The organism is Gimesia algae (genome assembly GCF_007746795.1).
In the GTDB taxonomy this organism is placed as follows: Bacteria; Planctomycetota; Planctomycetia; order Planctomycetales; family Planctomycetaceae; genus Gimesia; species Gimesia algae.
Genome location: NZ_CP036343.1, coordinates 4,250,758 through 4,273,270 on the forward strand (window position 1 = coordinate 4,250,758; position 22,513 = coordinate 4,273,270).

Consider the following 22,513-nt stretch of genomic DNA (forward strand, 5'->3'; position numbering starts at 1 on the left):
CTGGAGTAATCTGCAATGCGAACCAACATGAGCCACAACAAGGGAGAAACTTTGAAAAACAACATTTATTTTTTGATCATAATCTCATTTTCACTGACACCATTAATGGCACTGGCCGATGAGCCTGTTTACAACTGGAAAAAAGTCACTTCCGATGCCGGCTGGCGACCACGAGATTCACAAGGCGAAGTTGTCTTCGATGACAAACTCTGGATCTTTGGTGGGTGGTTCAACTCGTTGTCTGCGCCTCCCCGTGATGTGTGGAACTCGGCAGACGGTAAGACTTGGACGCTGGTTGAGAAAAGTGCTCCCTGGATTCATAGCGATTTGCCCATGTCAATCACATTTAAGAACAAAATGTGGATGATGGGGGGCTGGTATAACGGTCGTCTGGACGGCCACTCTGCCAGCAATCAGGTCTGGAATTCGACCGATGGTGTCAAATGGGATCAAATCACCAAACAGGCGGGTTGGTCTCCTCGTGCCGCTGCAGCGATTGTCGAGTTCAAGGGCAAAATGTGGATTCTGGGGGGCACCGAAAACTATTACTTCGGTGATGATTCGAGCCTGAAAAATGACGTCTGGTACTCTGAAGATGGAAACACCTGGACTCAGGCAACAGCCGATGCGGGCTGGGCGCCGCGTGCCTATCATCAGGCAGCTGTACTGAATGGCAAAATGTATGTCTTTGGCGGCGGAAATTATGTGCCCCAATACAAAGATTTCAACGATGTCTGGAGTTCGGAAGATGGCGTCCACTGGAAACAGGAGACCGCTAACGCGCCCTGGCATGCGCGACTCTGGTTCTCATCGGTCGTTTATCGTGATCGGATGTGGGTCATCGGCGGCTGGTCGAACAATCCCTGGACTAACTGGAATGATGTGTGGTATTCGAAAGATGGAAAAGACTGGAAACAGCTGAAATCCGATATCGTCTGGAAAGAGCGCCATGAACACTCTGTGTTTCTCTTTAAAGACAAACTCTGGCTAACCGCAGGGCACGCCGCACCTTTAAGTAACGAAGTTTGGACTTTGGAACTCCCGAAAGACTGGCCTGGCGAATAAGTCATACATTCGCGGATCGTATCAAACTCCCTTACCGGTGCTGAATGATTCCAGCTGCGTTATCATATCCGCCGGTGAGGTCTCCCATTGAAGCATGTTCAAAGGGAGAAGGTACGGAGTCTGCTTTACCTGAAATTCCCGGGAAGCGAAATACTTACCCTGGATTGATATTACATTTATCGTACGTAGAGAAAGCCCACAATCATGGTTTCCATTTCAAATAGAAAAGCCCTATACCTGGCTGTCTTCTGTTTATCTTTCACGGTGTATTCTGGCAGTCAATTCCTGACGACCGTGATTGCGCAGAAACCGCTGGCGAATGAAGGAGATTTGTCCAAACGGATGAAACGGGTTCCCCCGACTGAGTCACAGGATACCGCGCAGAATTTTGAGGTGGAGCATGGCTTTCAGATGGAACTGGTTGCTGCAGAGCCGGCTGTAATGGATCCTGTTGACGCCTGCTTCGACGAAAACGGCCAGATGTATGTCGCCGAAATGCGGGGATACCCCTATCTCCCGGAACAGCGTCCCAAGTATCTGCCAGGTCCGGTACGGAAGAATGCCGGTGTAATTCGGTTACTGAAAGACACCAACGGCGACGGGAAAATGAATAAAAGCTATGTCTTTGCAGACAATATTACCTGGCCGACTTCCGTTTGCTGTTTTAAAGGTGGGGTTTATGTGATTGCACCGCCTTATATCTACTATTTCAAAGATACAGATGGAGACGACAAAGCGGATGTCAGGGAAATCGTGTTTTCCGGGCTTCCAACAAATAACGTACAGGGACTGGCCAATAATATGAAATGGAGTCTGGATAATCATATCTATTTTGCCGGCGGTTCTAATGGAGGATCCATTTTAAAAGATGGTAAAGAAGTCATCCCCAAGGGACGTCGTGATTTAAAGCTCAATCCCGAAACACGTGAACTGGAAGCACTTTCAGGAGGTTCCCAGTTCGGGCATTCGTTGGATGATTGGGGAAACCGCTTTGTCTGCAATAACAGTAACCACATTCAGCACGTCGTATTTCCCAGTCGTTATTTAAAACGCAACCCTTATTTGGCTGTCCCGAGTGTGCTGAGGACGGCTGCGCGCAGAGGGGCCGTTGCTCGTGTATTTCGGCGTAGTCCTGCAGAACCGTATCGCGTCGTGCGGACCGCCCGTCGCGTTGCTGATCCGGAATTCAGTAAACGGCTTTCAATCACAGAGAAATTTGCCACAGGTTATTTTACATCTGCGACTGGAGTCACCATTTATCGTGGTGGAGCGTATCCTGAACCATTTCAGGGTAATGCCTTTATTGGAGATGTTGGAGGGAATCTGATTCATCGCAAAACGATGGAATCGAAAGGGGCTACACACATCGCTTCACGAGCTGATAAACAGACCGAATTTGTCACGTCCACCGACAACTGGTTTCGTCCAGTAAATTTTGTCAATGCCCCGGATGGGACGCTCTGGGTGCTGGATATGTACCGCGAAACGATCGAGCATCCATTTTCGATCCCTGAAGATCTGAAACGTTATCTCGATCTGGAGAGTGGTCATGACCGCGGTCGAATTTACCGACTGTCTCACCCCGATGCAAAACAATTCAAGGTAGAGAAACTGGGAGACATGTCTATTGGCCAACTGGTCAGTCAATTGGAGTCACCAAACAGTTGGAACCGAGAGACAGCTCAACGTTTGATCTGGGAGCGTCAGGATAAGTCTGCTGTTGAACCTCTGCAAAATCTGTTTCACAGTTCAAAACTGCCACTGGCACGCCTGCATTCGTTGTGGGCGCTGGATGGCTTAAATGCATTGAATGCAGAGATCCTGAATTCCGCTTTGAAGGACTCTGTCCCTGGAATCAGAGAGCATGCAATTCGGCTGGCTGAATCACATGCTCGAATGCATCCTGAACTTGCTGAAAAGCTATTAGAACTGACTGACGATCCGGATTATCGAGTGCAACTGCAACTGGCTTTTTCTTTCGGAGAGCTCAACAGTGATGTTGCCGTTTCCGGTCTTACAAAACTGATAAATTCAGAAAATTTCGACAGTGATATGCAGGTGGCCGTGCTGACCTCTGCTGCCGGTATAGCGGGACCGCTGGCCGTCAATTTTCTTCGAGAAACATCCGCAGAACTACCAGACTCGAAACGATCGCTTGTAATGGAATTGCTGAAAATTGCCGGTGCCAACAAAAACGTGGGTGAGTCGCTAACAGTTTTGAAGACAATTTCGAGCGACCCCAGACCACTGGTACAGAAGCAGCTGATCCTGGCTGCGCTGGGAGAAGGACTGTCCAGAAGAGACACGTCTCTCAGTGCGCTGTTCAGTGACGAGCGCTTGGATGCTGAAGTGAAGCATCGTTTAGATAAAATGATTGACGAAGTGATTCAGATCACGGGTGATGAAGATCGATCTATTGCCGAAAGAATCGCGGCGATCAGACTGGCAGGGTATTTCGAATTCCGTGTCACGGGAGAAGTTTTAACCGATGTTTTAAATCCACGCTCTGCCCCCGAGATCCAACTGGCTACCATCGAAGCGTTAGCACGTATGGGGTCGGAGAACGTCAGTCAATCCCTGTTACAGAACTGGTCAGGATTCAGCCCAACTATACGAACTGAAGTGATAGATGCTCTGCTGGGATCATCGGGGCGCATTCAATATTTATTGGCTGCAATCAAAAATCAGCAAGTGAAACTGAATGAAATAACTCGTGATAAAAAAGAGCTATTAACAAATCATCCCCATCCGCCGATCAGAGACCAAGCTCGTAGTGTATTCGGAAACGAAGTCAATCCTGATCGGGCCAGAGTTGTACAGGCTTACGAATCAGCACTCAAATACCAGGGGGATGTGGAACGCGGTAAACTAGTCTATCGTAAAAACTGTGCTGCATGCCATAAAGTGGGGGATCAGGGATTTCAGGTAGGCCCTGACTTGACTTCCACAAAGAATAAGTCTGACAGAGACCTGTTGATTGCCATTCTTGATCCGAGCAGAGAAGCACAGGCAAATTTTAATACTTATACAATTGTCACAACTCAGGGTAAATTAATTACGGGAATGATCGCTGCAGAGACCGCGACGAGTTATACCATACGCAGAGCGGAAGGTAAGCAGGATATCATATTGCGTAACAACATCGATACTCTGCTTTCTAATGGTGTTTCATTGATGCCGAATGGACTCGAAAAAGAGATAAACCACCAACAGATGGCAGATGTCATAGCATATATCAAGTCCTTGAAAACCTCCGCAGATTAATGTATTTCGACGGATCTGAATGTAGAATGAAAATAGCATACGAGATATTTACTCACCAGAAAGTACAAAGGAGTATCATTCAGGTCCCCTGATATTTCCGCCATCTTCAAATGGCACTCCATGAATTTCAGAAGCTTTCTTGAGGAGTCGTCTTATTTTTCCACGACTATAATCTAAGATCGAAGCAATCTCTTTGTTCAGTTTTTCCTGCTGGTGGAGTTTCCAGGCTTGCCAGTTGAAGAGTCATTCAGTGATGAAATAATAAAATTGCCTGCTACATTAATTCATTGCTTTACAAAATATTTCACACCCAATGACCGGTGATACCGTTGTGTATCAATTCGGGTACAAGAGGGATCACGCTATCAGCACAACCATTAAACTCAAAGACATTACATCATAACTCTGCATGTTCGGGACGCAGAGGTCGCAAGTTCAAATCTTGTCATCCCGACTTGCACTAAGAGTCTATCTTTAAAATGCTTACGCGTTTTAAAAAACTATTGACAGGCTGCTTATCCATCACGGTAGGCAGCCTGTTTTCGTTACCCCTTCTCAGTTTTCACACACCGCCTTCCCTGCCTGTGTTTTAGAGCACATCACATGTATTCATAGCGTCTCTCAAACTATTATACTCGGCCCAAATAGCCCTGGAGACGCTACAGTAAACCTGGATACAGTCTATTCCTGAAAACTATGATTCACCCACTGAAGATATTCGACTTGACTCCCCCCGGCACTCAACCAGAATATGCGTCTGACTGAGTCGCGCGCGTGACCAGTTTACAGTGCACTGAAACACACGCCACTTGTTCCAGGTCTTCACTATAAAACAGTCAGTTTTTTCCAGATTTGCACTGCCTGAAACCACACTTGTGCGTGATGTATGCCTGCGGGTCGCCGCACTTCGCAGTCCTTCGTCCCGATACCGCCACTGCTCACTCCAGTATCGTGCCCGGATCAACATACATCGCCACATCATTCTGAAATCCCCCCTTGATCTCCTCATGCCCTTCCCGAAAATAATCCAACATGCAACAGAACCACTGACACCAGTCAACAGATTGAACAGCAGATTGAATCCCACAACCACAAACATCACTCCTTATCCTCTCACACCATGGGTCCCATCTGTCGGCTTGCCCGACAGTGCTGGTGTTAACGACCCTTACACGTTTCACAAAGTAGTATAAAAGAAACGCTCTGCCCCCCGCAGATGAACATCCCGAACCACAGGAAGCTTAAAATGCAGGAACAAAACGTGTCAGCGGTATGCCCCCAGGAACATCCCAGCTTAGCCCCGGGTTTACCATTCTGTTATTCCTGTGATTTCGAGTCGTCACCCGAAAACGCCTCAAGATATCCTAGCAACACCGAATAGTTGGGCTGCCGCATCTTCCATTGCGGCGTCTTTGAGGGCGATTGAGTGGTTGTTCTCAGCACACTTCGGTCATCAGGTACCACGACACCGAAGAAGTTAGAATGGAGCGTGGCTAATCCATTGTCGGCGTGACATTGTGAACATTGCTGCAACCCCCTTGGAAAATGTTGTTCGCCGAAGAATGGTTCGCCGAACTCTAATCTTCTTAATGATGCTGCCGCATCCGTATCGAGAAGATGCTGAACGGACATTTCGAATACTGCACTTCGAAGACGATGTTGCATACGAGTACGTTCGCTGATCGTGGGGGTCAAGTCATTAAATGCGATCGACAGGATGATGGGAGTCGTTTTAGGGATGCCGCTGGTCGAAATCACAAGCATGCGTTCCACAAGAATCGCGCGAAGCCCCTGCGGGAAACTCGGTAGCGGAGGAAGCGGCGTGTGCCGGGGTACAAACCGATAGAGAAACTCGCGTCGCCGTTCCGCTTCCACTGCCGCATGCTTATTGAATTCTGCGAGATAAGCCTTCGCTTGCTCCTGGCCCTTCGGGAATCGAACAAACAGGAGAAACTCTGACCTGCCGCCATGCGAAGATTCGTGCGTGAGTGCCACGCGATTGATCCCTTTGTGTGTGAGCTGAACCCATTCGCCGTCCGGTTCGAACAGGTCTGCGGGAAGCTCAAGATCATTGAGGGAATCACGGGGTAATTCATTTCCCAGCGGGCGAGTCGAGTAGTTTCCCTTAAGTTCGCCGATTTCCCGCTCTGTGAGTGCAGTCAGTGAAATGAGTTTCGCGAGTCGGTATCGCAGGGTGCGGTGGGCGGGTGCGGTGAATTTACCTTGCGCTACCAGCAGATCGAACGTACGCCACGCCTCGCGTTGCATCACAGCCCGCTGAATCGGTTGTCGAGCATTCGACTCAACCGGCGCGTTGAGCAAAGTGTCTATCGTGTCCGACGCTTTTCGCAGGAAGTCATCATCGTCCAACTCAGTAGGTCCGGTGTTGCTAAGCACCTGATAGCAAACGTTCCACGGATGTTTAGAGTCGCTATCGAAGAGCGTTACGTTCTGTGCCCAACAGGGGCCGCACACCATTCCGAGCGCCAACAGTGTGAGAATACAGAGTCGTGACATGCATGAACTTTCAGGAATACCGATTCATAGACATCAGAGACAGAATATGTTGCCGCCGACACTCATTAAGACATGTTCATATTTAAGCCTATCAAGTCTTCTGCCTATTGTCAATTTTCCACTAGTGGGCCGGTGTTCTCAATTAGAGCCATGCAGGGAAGACCGACATGACAGCGGATGTTGACCCTCTCCTCTCTATCAGGAACATGCAGCAATGTATTTAGCGTTAAAAGCACCAGGACCAGTGAATGAAGGAAATGAGTTTGAAAAACCGGGAACCGTGCCAACTCCGGTGGAACGATTTGTTGTTAAGTGCCAATGCCAGCAGGCCGTGAAATGAAGTGTTACAGATTGCGAAAGAGATCATCAAAAAGAATATTATCAATTGACGTCGCCGCGGTCACCGCGTCAGCTTTGTTGGGCAGTACCGTTTCGAGTTCGGAGCGGGTGGTGCGGAAGAATATATTGCGCGACTTCGTGTCCCCGTCGATTCTAATATGAAACGAGATGACAATTTGATTAATATCTACTTGTGAATCTGCTAACAATTGAAACAGGCGCATCGCATATTGACACACTTGGTCACGGACTTCCACAATTGTTGGATTCGTGGCTGTGACATTCGCATTGAACCATGCTTCCGCACCTTCGCGATCCGCTAGAATGTCAAGAGCAAGTTCACCGTCAAGGAAAGGTATTGGCGACTGTGCATCCAGTTCTCGGACACCGTGGTCCAAGAGGAACTGTCTCAAAGCCATCTTTTCGACAGAATAATCGATTGACGTGTCGTCGTCTGGTTTCGCGGCTGATGGTTCTTGTGCATAGTCATGCTCTTGGTTAGACAACTTGAAAAACTCTGGAATGAAGCTCGTAATGCGCAAGGCAACGTGGCACAGTACGAGTATCGAAGAGTAGAAAAATCCTTTCTGTGTGATAGTCCAGGAGCCACCGTCCGCAACCGAAATGATTACGGGATATCCTAGGAGTACAAGGAGAACGGATGACAGGCCGAATACTGGGGCGACCCCAAGATTTGAAATATACCGAAAATATCTGCGTACGCTCCCGAAGGATGGGGGTACGAATGCCGTGGACATCAGGGTATGGATATAGCCGAGTTGGCGAAAGTGGTCGAGGACTGCTTTCGCATACAGAATCACGAAAAGGTAATACAGAAACGTGAAGAAACGCGAGTAGAAGGGGAAGTGAATCATGGCAAACGGAAGCACCGTCAAATAGGCCAGCGAAATAAGCAGGCTGCGGCCAAAGTGTACGTAGACCTCCAGAAACATGCGTCGGCTAAACTTGAACGAGGCAAATCCACTCTGGATAACGAACAGTAGTGCGGCGAACGCGAGGCCGAACAGCACGCCTGCGGTGCTGAGTAGGTCACCATAATACGCACTGTAGTCGGTTGGTGCCGGCGGGTGAATAGCAGCCTTGATGAAGTCCACGAAACTCATGACTAGTTGCCCATAACGTCTGAGTTGACCAAGTGCCGTGATTCAACTCTGCTTCAATTTGCACGGAGCAACGGCACTTTGGTCCAACGATTTGTTGGACATTTCATCCAAATAATTAATTAATCGACAAGCCTTGCTCATGTATGTGACGAAACACCTGAGCACCATAATGCTGTCTTCTTTAGTCAAAGTGCTGCCAGTTGGATGACCAGCATCGTTTCGATTTACTCTTATGACATCAAACATCGAATCTAGCCAGATCGACATGTTATCTGCAAGATTGCCCGGAATTCTTTTCTTGGCCTTATCTAGTTCAGGACGCATTTTACTGAACAGTTCTCGAATCCCGATCCGTGGGTTGTCAACCGCTCTTGAGATTGTCTCATGACCTTCAATTAGGTCGCTCTTTGCCATAGCTTGGGCCATTCGAACAATTACAGACTCTGAAGACACCCCGATCATTACGTGGCAGGCCACATACATTTCATTGACAAACGCTTTAATTGCCTCTTGGGCGTATTGTTTCTCAATTTCGCTTATTCCGACTGCTTTCTTAAGTAAGCTGGCATACCAAAAGTTGTCATTGTATGGGTTTTCATCTTCCTCCTCAATGTACCGCTTGCCCTTTTCAGTGATCCGGAGATCCCAGTTCGATGGGGCCGGCTGACTGATATCGAAGTATGCCAACCCTCGAGAGATCCAATCCCATGCCATAGGCATTAGACTATCCCGAGTTACCCGATAATCTGATTGTTTTCCGTTGAATTCACGGGCAATAAAGTACAGACGTCGGTCACTCATTTTTTGGATAAATCGTAATAATTCAATCTCAAGTCCAGGTTTCATGTCGCATGTCCAACTATGTTGATAGACAGAATATGATTCTGTATACATTTATCAGGATTTCTGCCGATTATCAATTGACACTATAAATGGGATATGAGTTCACAGCGGAAGTTGATTCTCTGCACTCTATCAGGATCACGCAGCATGACTACTGCCGTTTATCGATTATCCAACTCCTTGACCAGATGCGAAATAAGTTGCGAGTGATGCACTATGCCTGCAAGACCGAGCAGGCTTACGTGATGTGGATCGAGAGATTCTTGCGTTTTCCTCGTGACCCCAATCGGTGGCGGTGCGGACGGTGTTTCGTTCGACGGAACACATCCAGCCGGCAATAAAAACAATACAGGTTATCTGCAAGGCAACCCGGGCACTGCGGTTGCCGCATTTCGCCTCTTTGCCGTCTTCGCTCATTTCACTTTCACCCGCGCGCAAAAAATATCTGGAGGTATTCGGGGTGGCCGTAATGACCACCAGGAACACCGCCAGATTTTCTGATTCAGAGAATCCTGATTATTTCCCAGGAAATAATCGCGTGCGGTTCAGTGTGTAAATCAGTTTAGTTTTTCGCGCTCATTCGTCAAGCGTGATTTTTAAAAGGAGCACTTTCTTTTATTTGATTACGATCAGTGTTTGTGAAGGCTGCTATAATATTTTGAATTGACTCAGAATTTCCATATCCAATGGTAGTAACGAGAGCGATCTGATGAGATTTAAGATTAGTCAATTCATTCTGGTAGTACTTGATATCTGCTGAATCAGACCTGCACGATTTCATAAAAAAACCGGCAAAAAAAACTGCAACTGAAACCAGTGTAAGTCGTGGAAGACTCTGAATGAGTAGAATGTTCAGATCTGTAACATAATTGGTAGCCGATGCAACAGAGATTGTGATCACTAATAACACAAACGAGATTATTCCTATCAATATTCTCATATTGAAACGGTGTCTTCTAGTTGATTCTTCACTCGCTGATTGGTATTGCTTCTGCTGATACTCAAAGATACCCAAAAGCGTGGAGTAATTCAGACTTTCCGACTTCTCAGTCGCTATGGTCTCAACTGATGGTTTGATGTAATCTGTGACTAATGGACGCGCCCCTTTTTCAGTTATGTCATCGACCACGACCACCTGCTGTTGTTCTGAACTCTGGGGAACACATACATCAGTCTCAGCAATTGCATAGAAACAGCTTGTCTGGAATGGTACACCCTGATACGTGGCCACATGAGAACCCAGTGTTTCGGAGATATTTACCATCTCCGACCTAACACCAGAACTCCACCCCGATGCATCCAGACTGCCATCGATAATCAGTTTATCGCCAGATTCTTCGACAGCGATGTCAGTGTAGTTTAATTCACAAATACTTCTTGGCTTCATCTGTTCAACACCTTCCGTGAAACATGGGAAAAGAAATGGCCTTCAAATTATCTCTCCCCGATGAAGGCCGAAAAAATAAAACGCACATCAGATTAGAAATCCTGTGCGTGCAGCTTCTATTGTATTTTTTGACCAACATATACCCGCTTAGCGGGGCTGATTGTGATATGTGAATTAAGGGACATTGATCTCAAGACATCGTCCAGCTCTTTATGCGGGAAGTCTTCGATAAAAACGTCAAGGGGGAGTGGTGGTAGGCTCATTGAGATTCATCCTGAATACATGTGGGTGAGCTAAGAACATCTGTTCTATTCCGCGGCTTAGCATACAAGATACTGTATATAGCCACCCGATCATATTACCATATTTTGTGCTTTTTGCAATGAAATTAATTCTTAGTGCTATACGTACAGTTCGCAAATCGTTTTCATAAAACGGCTTGTGGAATTAATCTTTTCCTAGGATTTCCATTTTCCAGGCTGAACAAGGCGGCATGGTTACCGCGTTTTTCGTTTACGGTAACCGCTGGGCCATCGTCCACAGATTTGATAAACCGGTGCATTCGTGGAACGTCCATATCGCCCCGCTCTCGGGCTTTTGGGTATAAGGCGGGGCCAGTCGGCTTTCACCGGCGGCCGGAATTTCAGCAGTGCTTTCAGCAGTTCCCGTGCGATGCGTTCCACCTGTTCGACGGTCTTTCTGAACTCGTCAAACTGAGCCACCACATCCGCGTGACTCGACTCGAAACTATCACAGATAATAATCGTGGTCACTGGGCTTGCTCCTAAAACAGTGATTTCTTAGCCAGGTGGTTTACAGCCTGTTCACACCACTGTTTCTCAATCTCAATCCCAATAAACAGCCGGCCATGATCTCTGCAGGCCTGGGCCAGCATCATTGAACCGCTGAAACAGTCCAGGACGGTGTCCCCCTCGCGGGTGCTGGTTAAAATGATATGTTCCAGCATTTTCAGCGGCTTCTGACAGGGGTGTTTGTGCTTGGATGGTTTGACGGTTGCAAAATCCCAGACATCGGTAAAAGGTCGACGTGGGGTAGCGTTGAAGGGGCGGCGTAACTGTTCGTATTCGGCCTTCCGTTTTTCATACTCTGATTTTAATTCCGAGTAGTGCCGTTCAAAGCAATGGGGGAATACCTCTTGCAGACGCTCGTAAAAAATGATCGTCGGAACGTTGAAACCCTTCTCCCAGTTGGAACAGGCCCCGCCGTGGTTCACCTTGCCATAGGCTCCCACCGCGGCGGTGAGATCTATCTTGGTCAGGCCGTGTTGTTCTCTCACCTGGGTGATGTATTTCCCGAACACCTCCCGCGCGGCTTCATCGCATTTTTGACGGTAGCCAGCCGGGGCGCTCGCGTCGGCCCGATCGTTGATTTGCTCGGCAAAGATGATGCATTCCGTTTGTGGAAAATAACCCCTCAGCGCGGCCTTGTCGGCCCCGTTATGTTTACCGGCAGCTTTCCGCCAGGTAATCCGATTGAGAACGTTAAATCGCTTTCTGATTTCCCCCTCGACTCCCCAGGACATCTGCGGCGTTCTTCGAATTGATCGGACACGAACTTGAGAAACGACGTGTTTGTATTCGGAAGACTCCACACTGTCCCGCAGCCGATTTGCGGAATCACAGAGGGACTCCTCAAACCCTTTCTCACTCTTTTGGGGGGCTGCTTTTTTCTTCGCTATAAAGGTTCCCTGGTGTTGGTTATTAATGGTGTTTGCAGATGTCTGTCGAGTGTTGTTTTCTGACTGTTGGTCAAGCCAACAGTGCCACCCGACGAACAGGATTGGGGCAAGACAACAGTACCACCCGGACTTTGAGATCACGGAAGGTTCGAATTTTGACTCCCGCGAAAGGCACACAAACATACGCGTTGCCGGGCGATCTGGCAGACGATATCTGCATGTTCATCAAGAATTCACATACTAACACCGTGATATCGTTTAACCTGTTGATTTCAGTCGTTAGACTGTGTCCCATTATACAATAGCGTCACCATGAGAGTTCGACCCGAGTAGCGTTGATTGCGAGGCGCTATGTTTCAATGTGATGCGATCTCGGGTAGAGTTGATAATCAGACCTGCCGGGGACCCACTGCCGGGAAATACGAAAACCGCTTTTTGTCCTGCCAACTTTAAAATCATAATCCCACCACCAAAGGAGTCCAGCAAATGGACCTGCGTCATATCAGAACACTGATTCTGCTCACAGTCTGTGGAATTGCAAATCTCACCAGTCCCCTGGAAGCCTCTCTGAAACCGATCTTGATCGATGCTGAGTCACATGAGATTAAAGGAAAAGTTACGTATAGTAAAACGTTTTCTGCCACTGTCAATCCGACCGAGTATGCCCTGCTCTTCGATCAGGATCTGCAAAAACAAAGTTCCGGCGGATACTGGAACGTGCACATCAATGGCAAACTGCTGGGACGACTGGAAGCACATACGCCCCAGCTCGGTGCAGACAAAAAACATGATGGGTTTCACCGTATCGGTTTAGCGGTGCCGGCAAAGATTCTCAAAGAGGGCGAAAACAGTCTGACGATCACAGGCCGGGGACAGCCTGCGGTCTTACGCAATTTTGTCCTGGAGCCCCACCCGCTGAAACAGGCACTCCAACTGGAGGCTGTGACCGTGCAGGTGAATACACCAGAGGGACAGCCCGTTCCTGCCCGCATCACCGTGGTGAACCAGCGTGGGCAACTCGCCAAACTTTACCATGCCCGTCAGCCGACCACCGCCGTCCGACCGGGAATCCTCTATACTCTGGGAACCGGTGATACATTCGAGTTGCCTCCGGGAAAGTATACCCTGTATGCAACACGCGGCATGGAATGGGGCGTAGCCAGGCAGCCGATCGTCGTCGAGAACAACCAGCCCCAGAATCAGACGCTGGTCATTGCACACGAAGTTGACACAACCGGCTTTCTCGCTTGCGACAGTCATATTCATACTTTACCTGGCAGCGGTCACGGAAATGCCACGTTCGAGGAACGTATGATTACGATCGCCGGCGAAGGCATTGAAGTCGCGGTTGCCACCGATCACAATCACATTTCTGATTACACGCCCTATCAAAAGGCTGCGGGGACTCAAACGCATTTCCATTCGATTTCCGGTGATGAAGTCACAACCCACAATGGTCATTTTACTGCATTCCCATTTGATCCTGCGCAGGCAGTTCCCGGCGGTGTGAAGGGGAGGAATCCACTGTTTCTGAAAAATGACAACTGGGACGAGTTGATCGCCGACATGCGGAAAAAAGGGGCAGAAGTAATCATCTTGAACCATCCCTATTGGCCTTCCATTCTGAAAGGCCCCTTCGGACGATTTCACTTCAATCGCAGCACCGGGAAGCGGAGCGAGGGACCTGCGTTTAATTTCAACGGCTATGAAGTGGTACAGCCGGCAAATGAAACCCCTGATTTTTTCTATGCTCTCGAAGACTGGATGTCACTGCTCAATCGCGGATTAAAACTCACCGCCGTTGGGGCCACTGATTCTCACACAGTCAACGATCCCGTCGGCCAGGCGCGCACCTATCTTCAGAGTCATACCGACGACGTCTCTCAAATCGATCGCAAAGACGTCTATCGTGCATTTACAGAAGGCCGGGCAACAGCGGCTGCAGGTATTTTTGCCAACCTGAAACTAAACGGACAATTTGGCATGGGAGACCTGGTTCCTGCGGAAGGACTCACGGACAAGAGTAAAAACCAACGCTCAAAGTTGACTGCCACCTTACGCGTCGCTGCGCCAGCATGGGTTCGTCCGCGCGAAGCGATGATCTATGTCAATGGAAGGCAGGTCGCACAGAAAACCATTCATTCCACGCTTAATCAGCCCACTGATCAGACGCTTGATTTTTTGATTGAATTACCTCCACATGATGCTTACATTGTTGCATTTGTACTAGGGGATGGTATTACACTGCCAGGTTGGACCACCTACGGGAAGGCTACTCAGGCAATCACAAACCCGATCTTCATGGATGTAGATGGCGATACCAAATATGATGCACCCCGTGCTACCGCAAAAAGGCTGATCGCCGATTATAGAAACAAGCATGAGAAGCTCACACCGGCTCTGCAAAAAACGCTGCTCGAATCCGAAACGATAAAAGCAGACCCAGCCGTCCTGCTGCATGTCAAAGATCTGCTCAAAGTACAGGCCGATCCACAACCATAATGACATTAGATTCAGTCTTATGAATGTCATCAACTGTGGGGGTACGTCAAGCCTGCCTACTGGAAAGACCAGTCCTTTACAACACTCCGCAACACAGCAGAAAGACAGATCAGAAACACATCGAAACTGTTTTACATGCTGATCGCTTCGGTTTACTCTTGAATGAATTCTGGAATCTGATCCTCAGCCAATGCAGCTCTATAATCGGCTTGTTCTCTGAAATATAACAGCTTTGCGTCCACTGCTTTTTCAGCAGATTCCACAGCATACTGTTCGCGTAATGTCACTTTTAACAGGTCTGACAAACCTTCTTCGAAGTTACGACGTTCCCTGCGTGCCAGATCTTCCGCATAGCCGACAGCCTGTTCAGCCTGCTGCGCCTGTTTATATGCACCGATCAGACCTGCATATGCGAATTCGACTTCGGCGACAATTTTTTCTTCTGTCAGTTTTCTCTTAGCGCTGAGCTGCGAGATTTTCCCGCTCACTTTCTGTATTTTTCCGCGTGCCTTGCGGCGTTCTAATGGAACTTCCATCAAAAGCAATGCATCCAGTTCAAAAGGCCCTTTATCGTTCTTAGGACTGGTACGGTACCCAACATCCTGAGAGGCCGCCATGACTAAATCGACTGACGGGAGACAGTCATTTTGTGCCTCAGAATGGTCAATGTCCAATTGACGCTGCAGGAGATTGATCGCATAAATCTCCGGTCGCTGCTCCAATGCAAGTTGTGCATCTAAGGCAACCCGTTCCGCGTCGATGGATTCCAACTCCGGGAATGGTGGTAGAAGTTCGGGCCCTGGAATCACCGGCGCGCCGTTGGCATCCCGAAAATACAGGGAAAGCTTCACTGCTGTCTGCTGCAGCTTTCGCTCCGCGAAAGCCCGTTTGCCGGAACGTTCTGCAACCAGTCGCAGGTTATCAGTCAACTCAGGTGGATCCAGAAAACCATTCTCAACCTGACTGCGAATCCGATCAGTACGATCTTCAGCCAGTTTGAGTATGCGATCTGCAATAACCAGCTTTGCTCCTGCTGCCACCCAATCCCAGTAGGCGTATGCGCCTTCCTGTACGAAGCTGATCAGCTGAGCCTGGATATCCGGCTCGACGGCCTGCACTCCAAAAGTGGAACGCCACAAAGCAGCCCGTCGCGCATCGATATCACGATTTCGTGAAAGGGGAACTGAAAACCCTGCTTTAAATTCCCCCCCTTCATTCGTCTGACGTTCCAGATACCAGGGTTGAAAACTCCCCCGTCCGACACGATAACCGGCAAAGACTTCTCCCCCTTGATATAGAGGCTGAATCACACCGATATGCTGACGATAGGTTTTGTAATAGCCCATCGGTCCATTCTCTGTACCGGCCTTCAATTTTCGGTCGAATTCACCCAGAGTCTCCAATCGTTCTCCGGACGCCACTTCACGTGAGTAGAGGGCTGCCTCCAACAGAGGATAACTCTGATAAACCGAATTGATCACATCTTCCAGTTCAATCCCCTGTTCATTGGGAGTGAAGTTCTCATCCGGCAAAGGTGGAATTTGTGGGATTGCAAATGTCTCAGCATTAATTGAATCCGTAGAAACCTGTTCTACCACAGATAGCGGGGCAGTGTTTTCCAGGACTCCGGGATTCCTCAATTCTTCCGACTCATGATAGGCTGTCGCAAGGAGCTGGGATTTTTCAGGTTCAACTACTGAGGAATCGGAGAGAGAAATTCGAGCAGTAGCATTCATCGGTTCCGGCGCATGTTGAGACAGGCTCTGCCTGTAATTGGCACAACCTACCAGGCTGAAAGCGATGATCACGATCAAAACTCGAAACATTATTTCACAACTCAATGGGCGGGTTATATATTGTCCGAATCAATGATGCTGCCACTACAATCGATACGACGGTTATTATTTACAAATTCGTCATAACACAAACAACTAATTGACCAGAAGTTGGGGCGCAGTCATTTTCTCTGAAGATCATCTCGAGTCTTTCGCAAGACACAACGAAGGCCGCAAACTCACCGCAGTCTCCCCCACCTCACTTTGGTAGTTTGGGAGGTTTGTTTTTGTTGTATTTCTGGCCTGGCTCCTGTACCGAAACCGCGGGTGGGAAACCATTCAGTTTTCGCCAAACCTCGTACCAGAGTGGAACCTGATTCAACAGTACCCAGGCATTCGCGCGTACACCCTGGCGTAGAAATCGATCCTGAGGCCAGGGTTTGTCTTTGGGGTCAGGTCGGATCAGGATTCGAAATTTTCCGAGCCCATTATCAATGGAATCCACAGAGACAACCTGTCCACCAAATGTTCCCACCGCGACGGAAGGCCAGCCTGAAAACTGCACAGCTGGCCAGCCCTCAAACTGCAAACGCACGTGTCGCCCCGGTTGAACCAGTGGAGCGTCATTTCCATCAAGCCAGATTTGCACAGAACGGTCTTTCGTAAATGGGACGATCGTACAAATCGGGTCTCCCTGCTTCAGGATGGCAGTACCCAGATTGGGAGTAATCTGCACGATGTAACCATTGAAGGGAGCCTTAATCACCTGACTTTCCTGACGTGAAACTTTGACCTGCATATCCAGCAGTTCCTTCTCGACTTTATTCAGCTCCTGTTGTGATTTGGCAATATCACTCTCTGCTTTGGAAACATCACCATTTGCTTTTCGTAACATGGCTTTGGTCTTGTCGATCTCAGCCTGTGCTTTCTCCACTTTGGCAGTTCGCTCACTTTGTTTGCCTGACAACTCATCTTTTGCCGCGCCATAATAGAACTCTGCGCCCCTGGCTTTGCTGGTTGCTTCTTTCAATTTTCGATTGACTTCCTGCAGCTTCTGCAATGAAATATTATTTTCTGCCTGCAGAGTTTTCATACGCTCATACTCCGCCTGCAGCTGCGGTAATGCTGCATTGTATTCTGCCAGCTTCTGCTGTTCTGCTTGAACTTTCTTGGCGGCCATTTCAATATAAGCATTCTGCGCACTAACCGTTTCACGCTTGACCGTTTCAAAAGCCTGAACCTGTGCCTGATAAGATTCCACAATCGTTTTTGCTGCTTCTAGTGCCCGCTGATTTGCTTCCAGATGTTGTTTGGCAGCAGACAACGCCTGTTGGGTATTCATGACCTGTAGATCCAGGCGTGCAGAGTAGGATTCATCGAGATCACGGATCTCGGCAATGACCTGTCCTTTTTTAACCAGGGCATTCTCAAAGATCTGATCCCCCCAGCGTGCAATGCGGCCTTTGATTGTCGCCTGGATGACCTGTTGTCTCTGGTCTGGAGAATAGGCTAAGACATTGCCCGTGCCCTTCACCGACTGCTGCCACGGTGCAAAAACCATGACAGTAATCGTTAAAGCAAGGATTGCGAACAATACTTTGGCAATCTTACGTGCCAGACGTGATGAGCGCGCCAGCCTTAAAGCAGGCATACTCGATTCACTGTATGCCACAGGGCTCAGTAACGACCACCGATTGTTTTTTGAATGCGATGCCGTGGAATCAAGTGCTTTCTTACCTGGCATGAGAACTCCCCTCTTGTGACACCAGCTGCATATCATCCAATTTATAGATCATGGATCCTGCTTCCGCCAGAGCTTGTCGCCCTGTGACCATAATCATCGTCCAGAGTCGCTCAGAATCAGACAACATAGCCATCATCTGTTCTGCTTCCCCATCAGGAAAACAATCAATTACACCATCCACCAGCAGCAAACGAGGGCGTCCGACAATTGCCCTCGCCAGCATCAGTTTACGAGCCTGATTTTTAGTCAGTGGGTATCCACTTTCTACAAGATGTGTATTCAGCCCCTGAGGCAGTCTGATGATTTCATCAATTAACCCGACCCATTCCAGAGCCTCGCGAACATCACTGGTCGAAACATAAGACCGTTCCAGATGAACATTTTCTTCCAGTGTTCCCGAGAAGATTTCGATATCGCGCACGAGCGCCACATGTTTTCTGAGCACATCCGGTCGCAAATCTCTGGGGTCGATGCCATTGATTGAAACATGACCTTCTTCGGGTTTTGATAATCCGAACAAAAGATCCAGGACCTCACTTTTTCCACTTCCGCTGGGTCCCATCAACATCACACTCTCACCGGATTTAATCTTCAGGTTGAGCGGTTCCGAATGATTCCCACTATGCCCCCTGGATTTAAGCACACTGTTGATCACGACTTCGGCAGGTTTATCATGCGGTAATACCAGCAATCCATCCTGGCGTTCCATCGGCAGATCAAATAAAACCCCAAGCTTATCTACTGATGTCAGCAGATCATAATAACTCTGCAAGTGCTTTCCCATTTTTGCAAATGAACCAACAATTACTGTCACAATCAGCTCCGCTGCTACGAGTTGCCCCAGGGTTAACTGCCCGGCGATAACCAGCCAACCTCCCAGTCCCAATAATACGGTACTGGCAATCGCCTGCAGCCCTAAGGCGAAGATGATCTGCCGCATCACGATGCGAAAATGTTTTTTGCGTGCGCTGAGATATTCATACGTTAAATGATCGGCCTGATCGAGAGCAAATTCAGCCGCCCCTCGATAGCGAAACGCAGTCGGACAGCCTATCAGATCTTCAAGCCAGGCTGCGACTTTGTACTTTGCTTTTGATTCCTTGATGCTGCTGTTGACGGCACCACGTCCGAGCACAAAGATGATAAACACGATCAGCCCCAGCAACACCACATCAAACCCCAGCAGCCAGGGATGATAAAATGCCAGAACGGTCATACCAATCAACGTACTCAATACCAGAGAAATCCCATCAAGCAAAAGTGTTGACGAGGCCTTTTGAACCGTAATGACATCGAAAAAACGGTTCACCAGTTCTCGGCCTGATTGTCCTTCAATGGTTGCCGGTACTATTCGCGGCAGCCGATAGGATAGATCTGCCGCAACTCGTGCGAATAATCGACGCTGAATAATTTCCACTACATAGGTCTGTAGCCCTAGTAGAGCAGCTGAAAATGAGAGAAAAGCCAGGAGCATTAAAGCCAGAACAATCAATGGTTGCAGCAGACGGCCAAAGGCAACGGTATTTACCAGCGTCTCGACAGCGAGTGGCGTTGCCAGAGCCAGCAATCCAGTCACTAATGCAAAAACGGTAATCGTCCAGATATCTGAGGATTCCGGTTTCATCAGAGCCAACACCCGGTCCAGCGGGAGTTGAGCATGCATCTCATGCCCGGGATCTGTGGAAGTCGTCAGTTCGGGTTTAATGATCAGGCAGCGAATCACTTCATCCCGATTTTTAATTTGCAGTAATCTGCGCATCCTGCGACTACTCATCCAGACCCGGTGCTGTTCCCGCCCCGGCTGCAATACCTGAAAACGTCGCCTTTTAGTTGCTACCAGAGCCACCCATTCTGGAGGACTTCCCACACGCGTGATGATCCGTCCTCCTTCTCTGGCGACATCAGTCAGCTCACGAAATGTGCAATCCATTACTTTATATTTCAGGCCCAGACTACGACTGGCCTCCACCAGCCAGTCCCACCATTCGACATCCGATTCTGATGAGTTTATTGAAATCGCTTCAATTAATGCGCGTCGAATCCGGGTTCGATCCGCTGAACGACCAGAATCGACGGCCAGTTGTTCAAATAACCAGGCCGCTGATTTGATATCAGACGGAATCATATTTGAATCTGGATCTGTAGAGGCATCCTGATTGCGTGGCGGGTCATTAGACATAAAACACTCGAAATACTTAAATAAAGTAACATAACAGCGCGGGAGAAGTTGCAGAAGCACGTGCTATGAAAATGATTTAGTGGAAATAGCGTTCATTTTCAATAGAATTAGTCAGTAATTCAGACATCGGAAAATCAACGTAATAATGTTCACAAATATCAGATTTCTTTGTTTCCGGTTAATACCATACTACAAACGAGCTGTCTTTGCCCACTTCAAACCACTGATCCACTGGAACGCACCACTATCATCAGGCTGTGATCTAAAGACAGGACTGGCAGCTTACATTACAGGCTTGTTCACACGATTCTCTACTTAAGTTTCGAGAACAACACTACAACTCGACTTGAATCAGATGCACAGCTTAGCCGACCATAAGCACGTGCTCTGGCTTATGAAACTGACCGGAAAGCTTTGACCTGAATTGGGTGAGACAATTTGAAAAATTGTTACCGCATAGTCTAAAAGAAATTTGACCAGTCTCATGCTTGATCATGAAGTGAAATCGTGAAAAGGACTCATGTACCTGTCGCTCACATAACTGTTTTTAGTTTTGATTTAACTCCTGACTTTGGTCTCTTATTACAGTAGTGTTTGTTTTGATTCCTTACTTCGTTCTAGTCAATATATCTGTTTTGACTATAGAAATTAAATCGCTCACGAAAGCTCTACTGAAACGCAGAATCCGGAAGTTGTGTACCGATACACGCTAGTGCTTTGTCAAGCTACAAATTGAGGGTTGGGGGTGTTGTTTACGTGCTCCGTTGTTGCACTCTCGTGATATCTATCAACCCAAATTTTTAAAAAAGACACTCCACTAGACTGTGTCCAGTTCTACTGTAGTGTCTCCAGAGCCATATGGACCGAGTATAATAGATTGATATACGCTATGCTCAAATGTGATGCGATCTAGTATTCTCTACCGTAATCAGATGCATCCATTCAGAAGTTTTGAGATCATAGAATATTTTGCAATGACTCGCTTGATTGAAGCTCGTTTGGCTGCCAGCACTACCTGTAACCGTTGTGATTTGTGCTTAAACTCCTCGCCAAAATGGAGATTCAAATGAGCAAATCATCAAAACCGATCGATAGAAAATACCAGCGAAATTCGCAATCCATTCCTCCCGCAGAAGAATGGGACGGACTCCAGCCCTGATTTAACAGCAGATTCGGGCAATCGCTGGACGTCCCCACGAGAAATGCACATGGGTATACATCATTCTGGTGTGAACCATCAATCGTTGTGCCACGAAGTCTTGTTAATGACTGGAATTACGGAACGAGCAGTTCAACGGATTATCCAATGTCTGGAAGAAGAACATTTTATTCATCATGAAAATATTGACCGACAAAACTGACCTTGCCCCCTTAACAGCATCCAGAACTTGATATACAAATCATGGTTCTGGATCTATTTACAACAACGGACATAGTAGCCACCCATTCTCGTGATAGACATCCAAAACCGCCATGCAACCATAGAGCGGCTGGACCTGGTTAACGAGGGAAGTTAGTTTTTCGTGAGTTAATCCTCGACACAGCCCATCGCTCAACTGTATCTTGAAAATGGGTTTTTAAGCGTTTCAAACACGTAAAAACTGGTTTTACATAGACAGTTCTGGAGTGTTGATATCCCTCGGGCCACCATTTCGAGGATCAAGTTTCAACCATCACTTCCGATTGTAGCTCTCGTTACCACCTATGAAGAGAATTGCTGGAGAAAACTCATGATAGAGCGGGATATTTGTGTGTCTGCTGCGTTAATGGCATTGTTGAGACGTGAGGAGACAGTACGTGGTATTGCAGCACGCTTTGGAGTTACCGAAGCGCAAGTATTGGAATGGCAGGATGTATTTATCGCTGCAGGAGTGCTGGCGGTCACCAATTATCGGAACGGTCGACGATTTGGTGCAAGCTCTTCCGCGTCGGCTGAGGAACTCGGAGAGTCTCTGGCAGGTGCAAGTTTCTTCGAACCGTTCTTGACTACAACCCCGATTACTCCAACAACTCCAATGCCACATTAGAGCACATCACATTTAACCATAGCGTCTCTTAATCTATGACACTCAATC

At 48.0% G+C, this 22,513-nt stretch carries 16 protein-coding genes; 7 read left to right on the plus strand and 9 right to left on the minus strand.

The window, feature by feature from the left end; genetic code table 11:
* Positions 1 to 15: 15 nt before the first annotated feature.
* Together Pan161_RS15820 and Pan161_RS15825 are read left to right on the plus strand one after the other, a co-directional pair.
* On the plus strand, positions 16 to 1,065 hold the full coding sequence (locus Pan161_RS15820) for a Kelch repeat-containing protein (RefSeq protein WP_232103262.1): 1,050 nt from the start codon (positions 16 to 18) through the stop codon (positions 1,063 to 1,065).
* A 204-nt stretch (positions 1,066 to 1,269) separates the two neighbouring features.
* On the plus strand, positions 1,270 to 4,329 hold the full coding sequence (locus Pan161_RS15825) for a PVC-type heme-binding CxxCH protein (RefSeq protein ID WP_145228568.1): 3,060 nt from the start codon (positions 1,270 to 1,272) through the stop codon (positions 4,327 to 4,329).
* 1,317 nt (positions 4,330 to 5,646) lie between these two features.
* Here Pan161_RS15825 and Pan161_RS15830 read toward each other — a convergent pair.
* On the minus strand, positions 5,647 to 6,846 hold the full coding sequence (locus tag Pan161_RS15830) for a hypothetical protein (RefSeq protein WP_145228569.1): 1,200 nt from the start codon (positions 6,844 to 6,846) through the stop codon (positions 5,647 to 5,649).
* A gap of 214 nt (positions 6,847 to 7,060) precedes the next feature.
* Here Pan161_RS15830 and Pan161_RS31235 point away from each other — a divergent pair, with 214 nt between their 5' ends.
* Positions 7,061 to 7,186, plus strand: a complete 126-nt coding sequence (locus tag Pan161_RS31235) for a hypothetical protein (RefSeq protein ID WP_261342921.1) — start codon at positions 7,061 to 7,063, stop codon at positions 7,184 to 7,186.
* Between the two features lie 4 nt (positions 7,187 to 7,190).
* Here Pan161_RS31235 and Pan161_RS15835 read toward each other — a convergent pair whose 3' ends face one another.
* Together Pan161_RS15835 and Pan161_RS15840 are read right to left on the minus strand one after the other, a co-directional pair.
* The gene (locus Pan161_RS15835) at positions 7,191 to 8,309 is read right to left on the minus strand and encodes a hypothetical protein (protein WP_145228570.1); all 1,119 of its coding nucleotides are present in this window, start codon (positions 8,307 to 8,309) and stop codon (positions 7,191 to 7,193) included.
* A gap of 42 nt (positions 8,310 to 8,351) precedes the next feature.
* Positions 8,352 to 9,155, minus strand: coding sequence for a hypothetical protein (locus Pan161_RS15840; RefSeq protein WP_145228571.1), 804 nt, complete (start codon positions 9,153 to 9,155; stop codon positions 8,352 to 8,354).
* A 185-nt stretch (positions 9,156 to 9,340) separates the two neighbouring features.
* On the opposite strand from Pan161_RS15840, the gene Pan161_RS31395 reads away from it, so the two are divergent.
* The gene (locus tag Pan161_RS31395; protein WP_390620750.1) at positions 9,341 to 9,493 is read left to right on the plus strand and encodes a hypothetical protein; all 153 of its coding nucleotides are present in this window, start codon (positions 9,341 to 9,343) and stop codon (positions 9,491 to 9,493) included.
* Entirely contained in the window at positions 9,429 to 9,653 is a 225-nt protein-coding gene (locus Pan161_RS30590) for a hypothetical protein (RefSeq protein ID WP_197995932.1), read from the plus strand. The genes Pan161_RS31395 and Pan161_RS30590 overlap by 65 nt, the downstream gene beginning before the upstream one ends.
* 82 nt (positions 9,654 to 9,735) lie before the next feature.
* Here the strand turns inward: Pan161_RS30590 and Pan161_RS15850 are convergent, their stop codons facing one another.
* From Pan161_RS15850 to Pan161_RS15860, 3 genes are all read right to left on the minus strand, one after another.
* Positions 9,736 to 10,539 carry a hypothetical protein gene (locus tag Pan161_RS15850; RefSeq protein WP_145228573.1) on the minus strand — a complete coding sequence of 268 codons (804 nt, stop codon included), beginning with the start codon at positions 10,537 to 10,539 and terminating at the stop codon, positions 9,736 to 9,738.
* Between the two features lie 497 nt (positions 10,540 to 11,036).
* A complete protein-coding gene (locus Pan161_RS15855; RefSeq protein ID WP_145228574.1) occupies positions 11,037 to 11,312 on the minus strand; it encodes a hypothetical protein in 276 nt (91 codons plus the stop codon).
* 11 nt (positions 11,313 to 11,323) lie between these two features.
* The gene (locus Pan161_RS15860; protein WP_197995329.1) at positions 11,324 to 12,082 is read right to left on the minus strand and encodes a site-specific DNA-methyltransferase; all 759 of its coding nucleotides are present in this window, start codon (positions 12,080 to 12,082) and stop codon (positions 11,324 to 11,326) included.
* A gap of 642 nt (positions 12,083 to 12,724) precedes the next feature.
* Here Pan161_RS15860 and Pan161_RS15865 point away from each other — a divergent pair.
* Positions 12,725 to 14,740, plus strand: coding sequence for a CehA/McbA family metallohydrolase (locus tag Pan161_RS15865; protein WP_145228576.1), 2,016 nt, complete (start codon positions 12,725 to 12,727; stop codon positions 14,738 to 14,740).
* Positions 14,741 to 14,892: 152 nt separating this feature from the next.
* Here the strand turns inward: Pan161_RS15865 and Pan161_RS15870 are convergent, their stop codons facing one another.
* From Pan161_RS15870 to Pan161_RS15880, 3 genes are all read right to left on the minus strand, one after another.
* Positions 14,893 to 16,566: a TolC family protein gene (locus tag Pan161_RS15870; RefSeq protein ID WP_145228577.1), complete on the minus strand. Its 1,674-nt coding sequence runs from the start codon at positions 16,564 to 16,566 to the stop codon at positions 14,893 to 14,895.
* Positions 16,567 to 16,774: 208 nt separating this feature from the next.
* On the minus strand, positions 16,775 to 18,259 hold the full coding sequence (locus Pan161_RS15875; protein WP_145228578.1) for an HlyD family secretion protein: 1,485 nt from the start codon (positions 18,257 to 18,259) through the stop codon (positions 16,775 to 16,777).
* Positions 18,249 to 20,438: a peptidase domain-containing ABC transporter gene (locus tag Pan161_RS15880; RefSeq protein WP_145228579.1), complete on the minus strand. Its 2,190-nt coding sequence runs from the start codon at positions 20,436 to 20,438 to the stop codon at positions 18,249 to 18,251. Before Pan161_RS15880 ends, Pan161_RS15875 begins: the two co-directional genes overlap by 11 nt.
* A gap of 1,730 nt (positions 20,439 to 22,168) precedes the next feature.
* Between Pan161_RS15880 and Pan161_RS15885 the strand changes: the two genes are divergently transcribed.
* Positions 22,169 to 22,465, plus strand: coding sequence for an aldo-keto reductase family protein (locus Pan161_RS15885; protein WP_145228580.1), 297 nt, complete (start codon positions 22,169 to 22,171; stop codon positions 22,463 to 22,465).
* Positions 22,466 to 22,513 lie beyond the last annotated feature (48 nt).

What these genes read in the sequence shown, in the direction of transcription:
- Pan161_RS15850 (WP_145228573.1), bottom strand. Translation starts at nt 10,539, where the DNA reads ATGAAGCCAAGAAGTATTTGTGAATTAAACTACACTGACATCGCTGTC.
- Pan161_RS15870 (WP_145228577.1), bottom strand. Translation starts at nt 16,566, where the DNA reads ATGTTTCGAGTTTTGATCGTGATCATCGCTTTCAGCCTGGTAGGTTGT.
- Pan161_RS15880 (WP_145228579.1), bottom strand. Translation starts at nt 20,438, where the DNA reads ATGTCTAATGACCCGCCACGCAATCAGGATGCCTCTACAGATCCAGAT.
- Pan161_RS31395 (WP_390620750.1), top strand. Translation starts at nt 9,341, where the DNA reads ATGCGAAATAAGTTGCGAGTGATGCACTATGCCTGCAAGACCGAGCAG.
- Pan161_RS15840 (WP_145228571.1), bottom strand. Translation starts at nt 9,155, where the DNA reads ATGAAACCTGGACTTGAGATTGAATTATTACGATTTATCCAAAAAATG.
- Pan161_RS15820 (WP_232103262.1), top strand. Translation starts at nt 16, where the DNA reads ATGCGAACCAACATGAGCCACAACAAGGGAGAAACTTTGAAAAACAAC.
- Pan161_RS15835 (WP_145228570.1), bottom strand. Translation starts at nt 8,309, where the DNA reads ATGAGTTTCGTGGACTTCATCAAGGCTGCTATTCACCCGCCGGCACCA.
- Pan161_RS31235 (WP_261342921.1), top strand. Translation starts at nt 7,061, where the DNA reads ATGTATTTAGCGTTAAAAGCACCAGGACCAGTGAATGAAGGAAATGAG.
- Pan161_RS15825 (WP_145228568.1), top strand. Translation starts at nt 1,270, where the DNA reads ATGGTTTCCATTTCAAATAGAAAAGCCCTATACCTGGCTGTCTTCTGT.
- Pan161_RS15885 (WP_145228580.1), top strand. Translation starts at nt 22,169, where the DNA reads ATGATAGAGCGGGATATTTGTGTGTCTGCTGCGTTAATGGCATTGTTG.
- Pan161_RS15865 (WP_145228576.1), top strand. Translation starts at nt 12,725, where the DNA reads ATGGACCTGCGTCATATCAGAACACTGATTCTGCTCACAGTCTGTGGA.
- Pan161_RS15860 (WP_197995329.1), bottom strand. Translation starts at nt 12,082, where the DNA reads ATGTCCTGGGGAGTCGAGGGGGAAATCAGAAAGCGATTTAACGTTCTC.
- Pan161_RS15830 (WP_145228569.1), bottom strand. Translation starts at nt 6,846, where the DNA reads ATGTCACGACTCTGTATTCTCACACTGTTGGCGCTCGGAATGGTGTGC.
- Pan161_RS15875 (WP_145228578.1), bottom strand. Translation starts at nt 18,259, where the DNA reads ATGCCAGGTAAGAAAGCACTTGATTCCACGGCATCGCATTCAAAAAAC.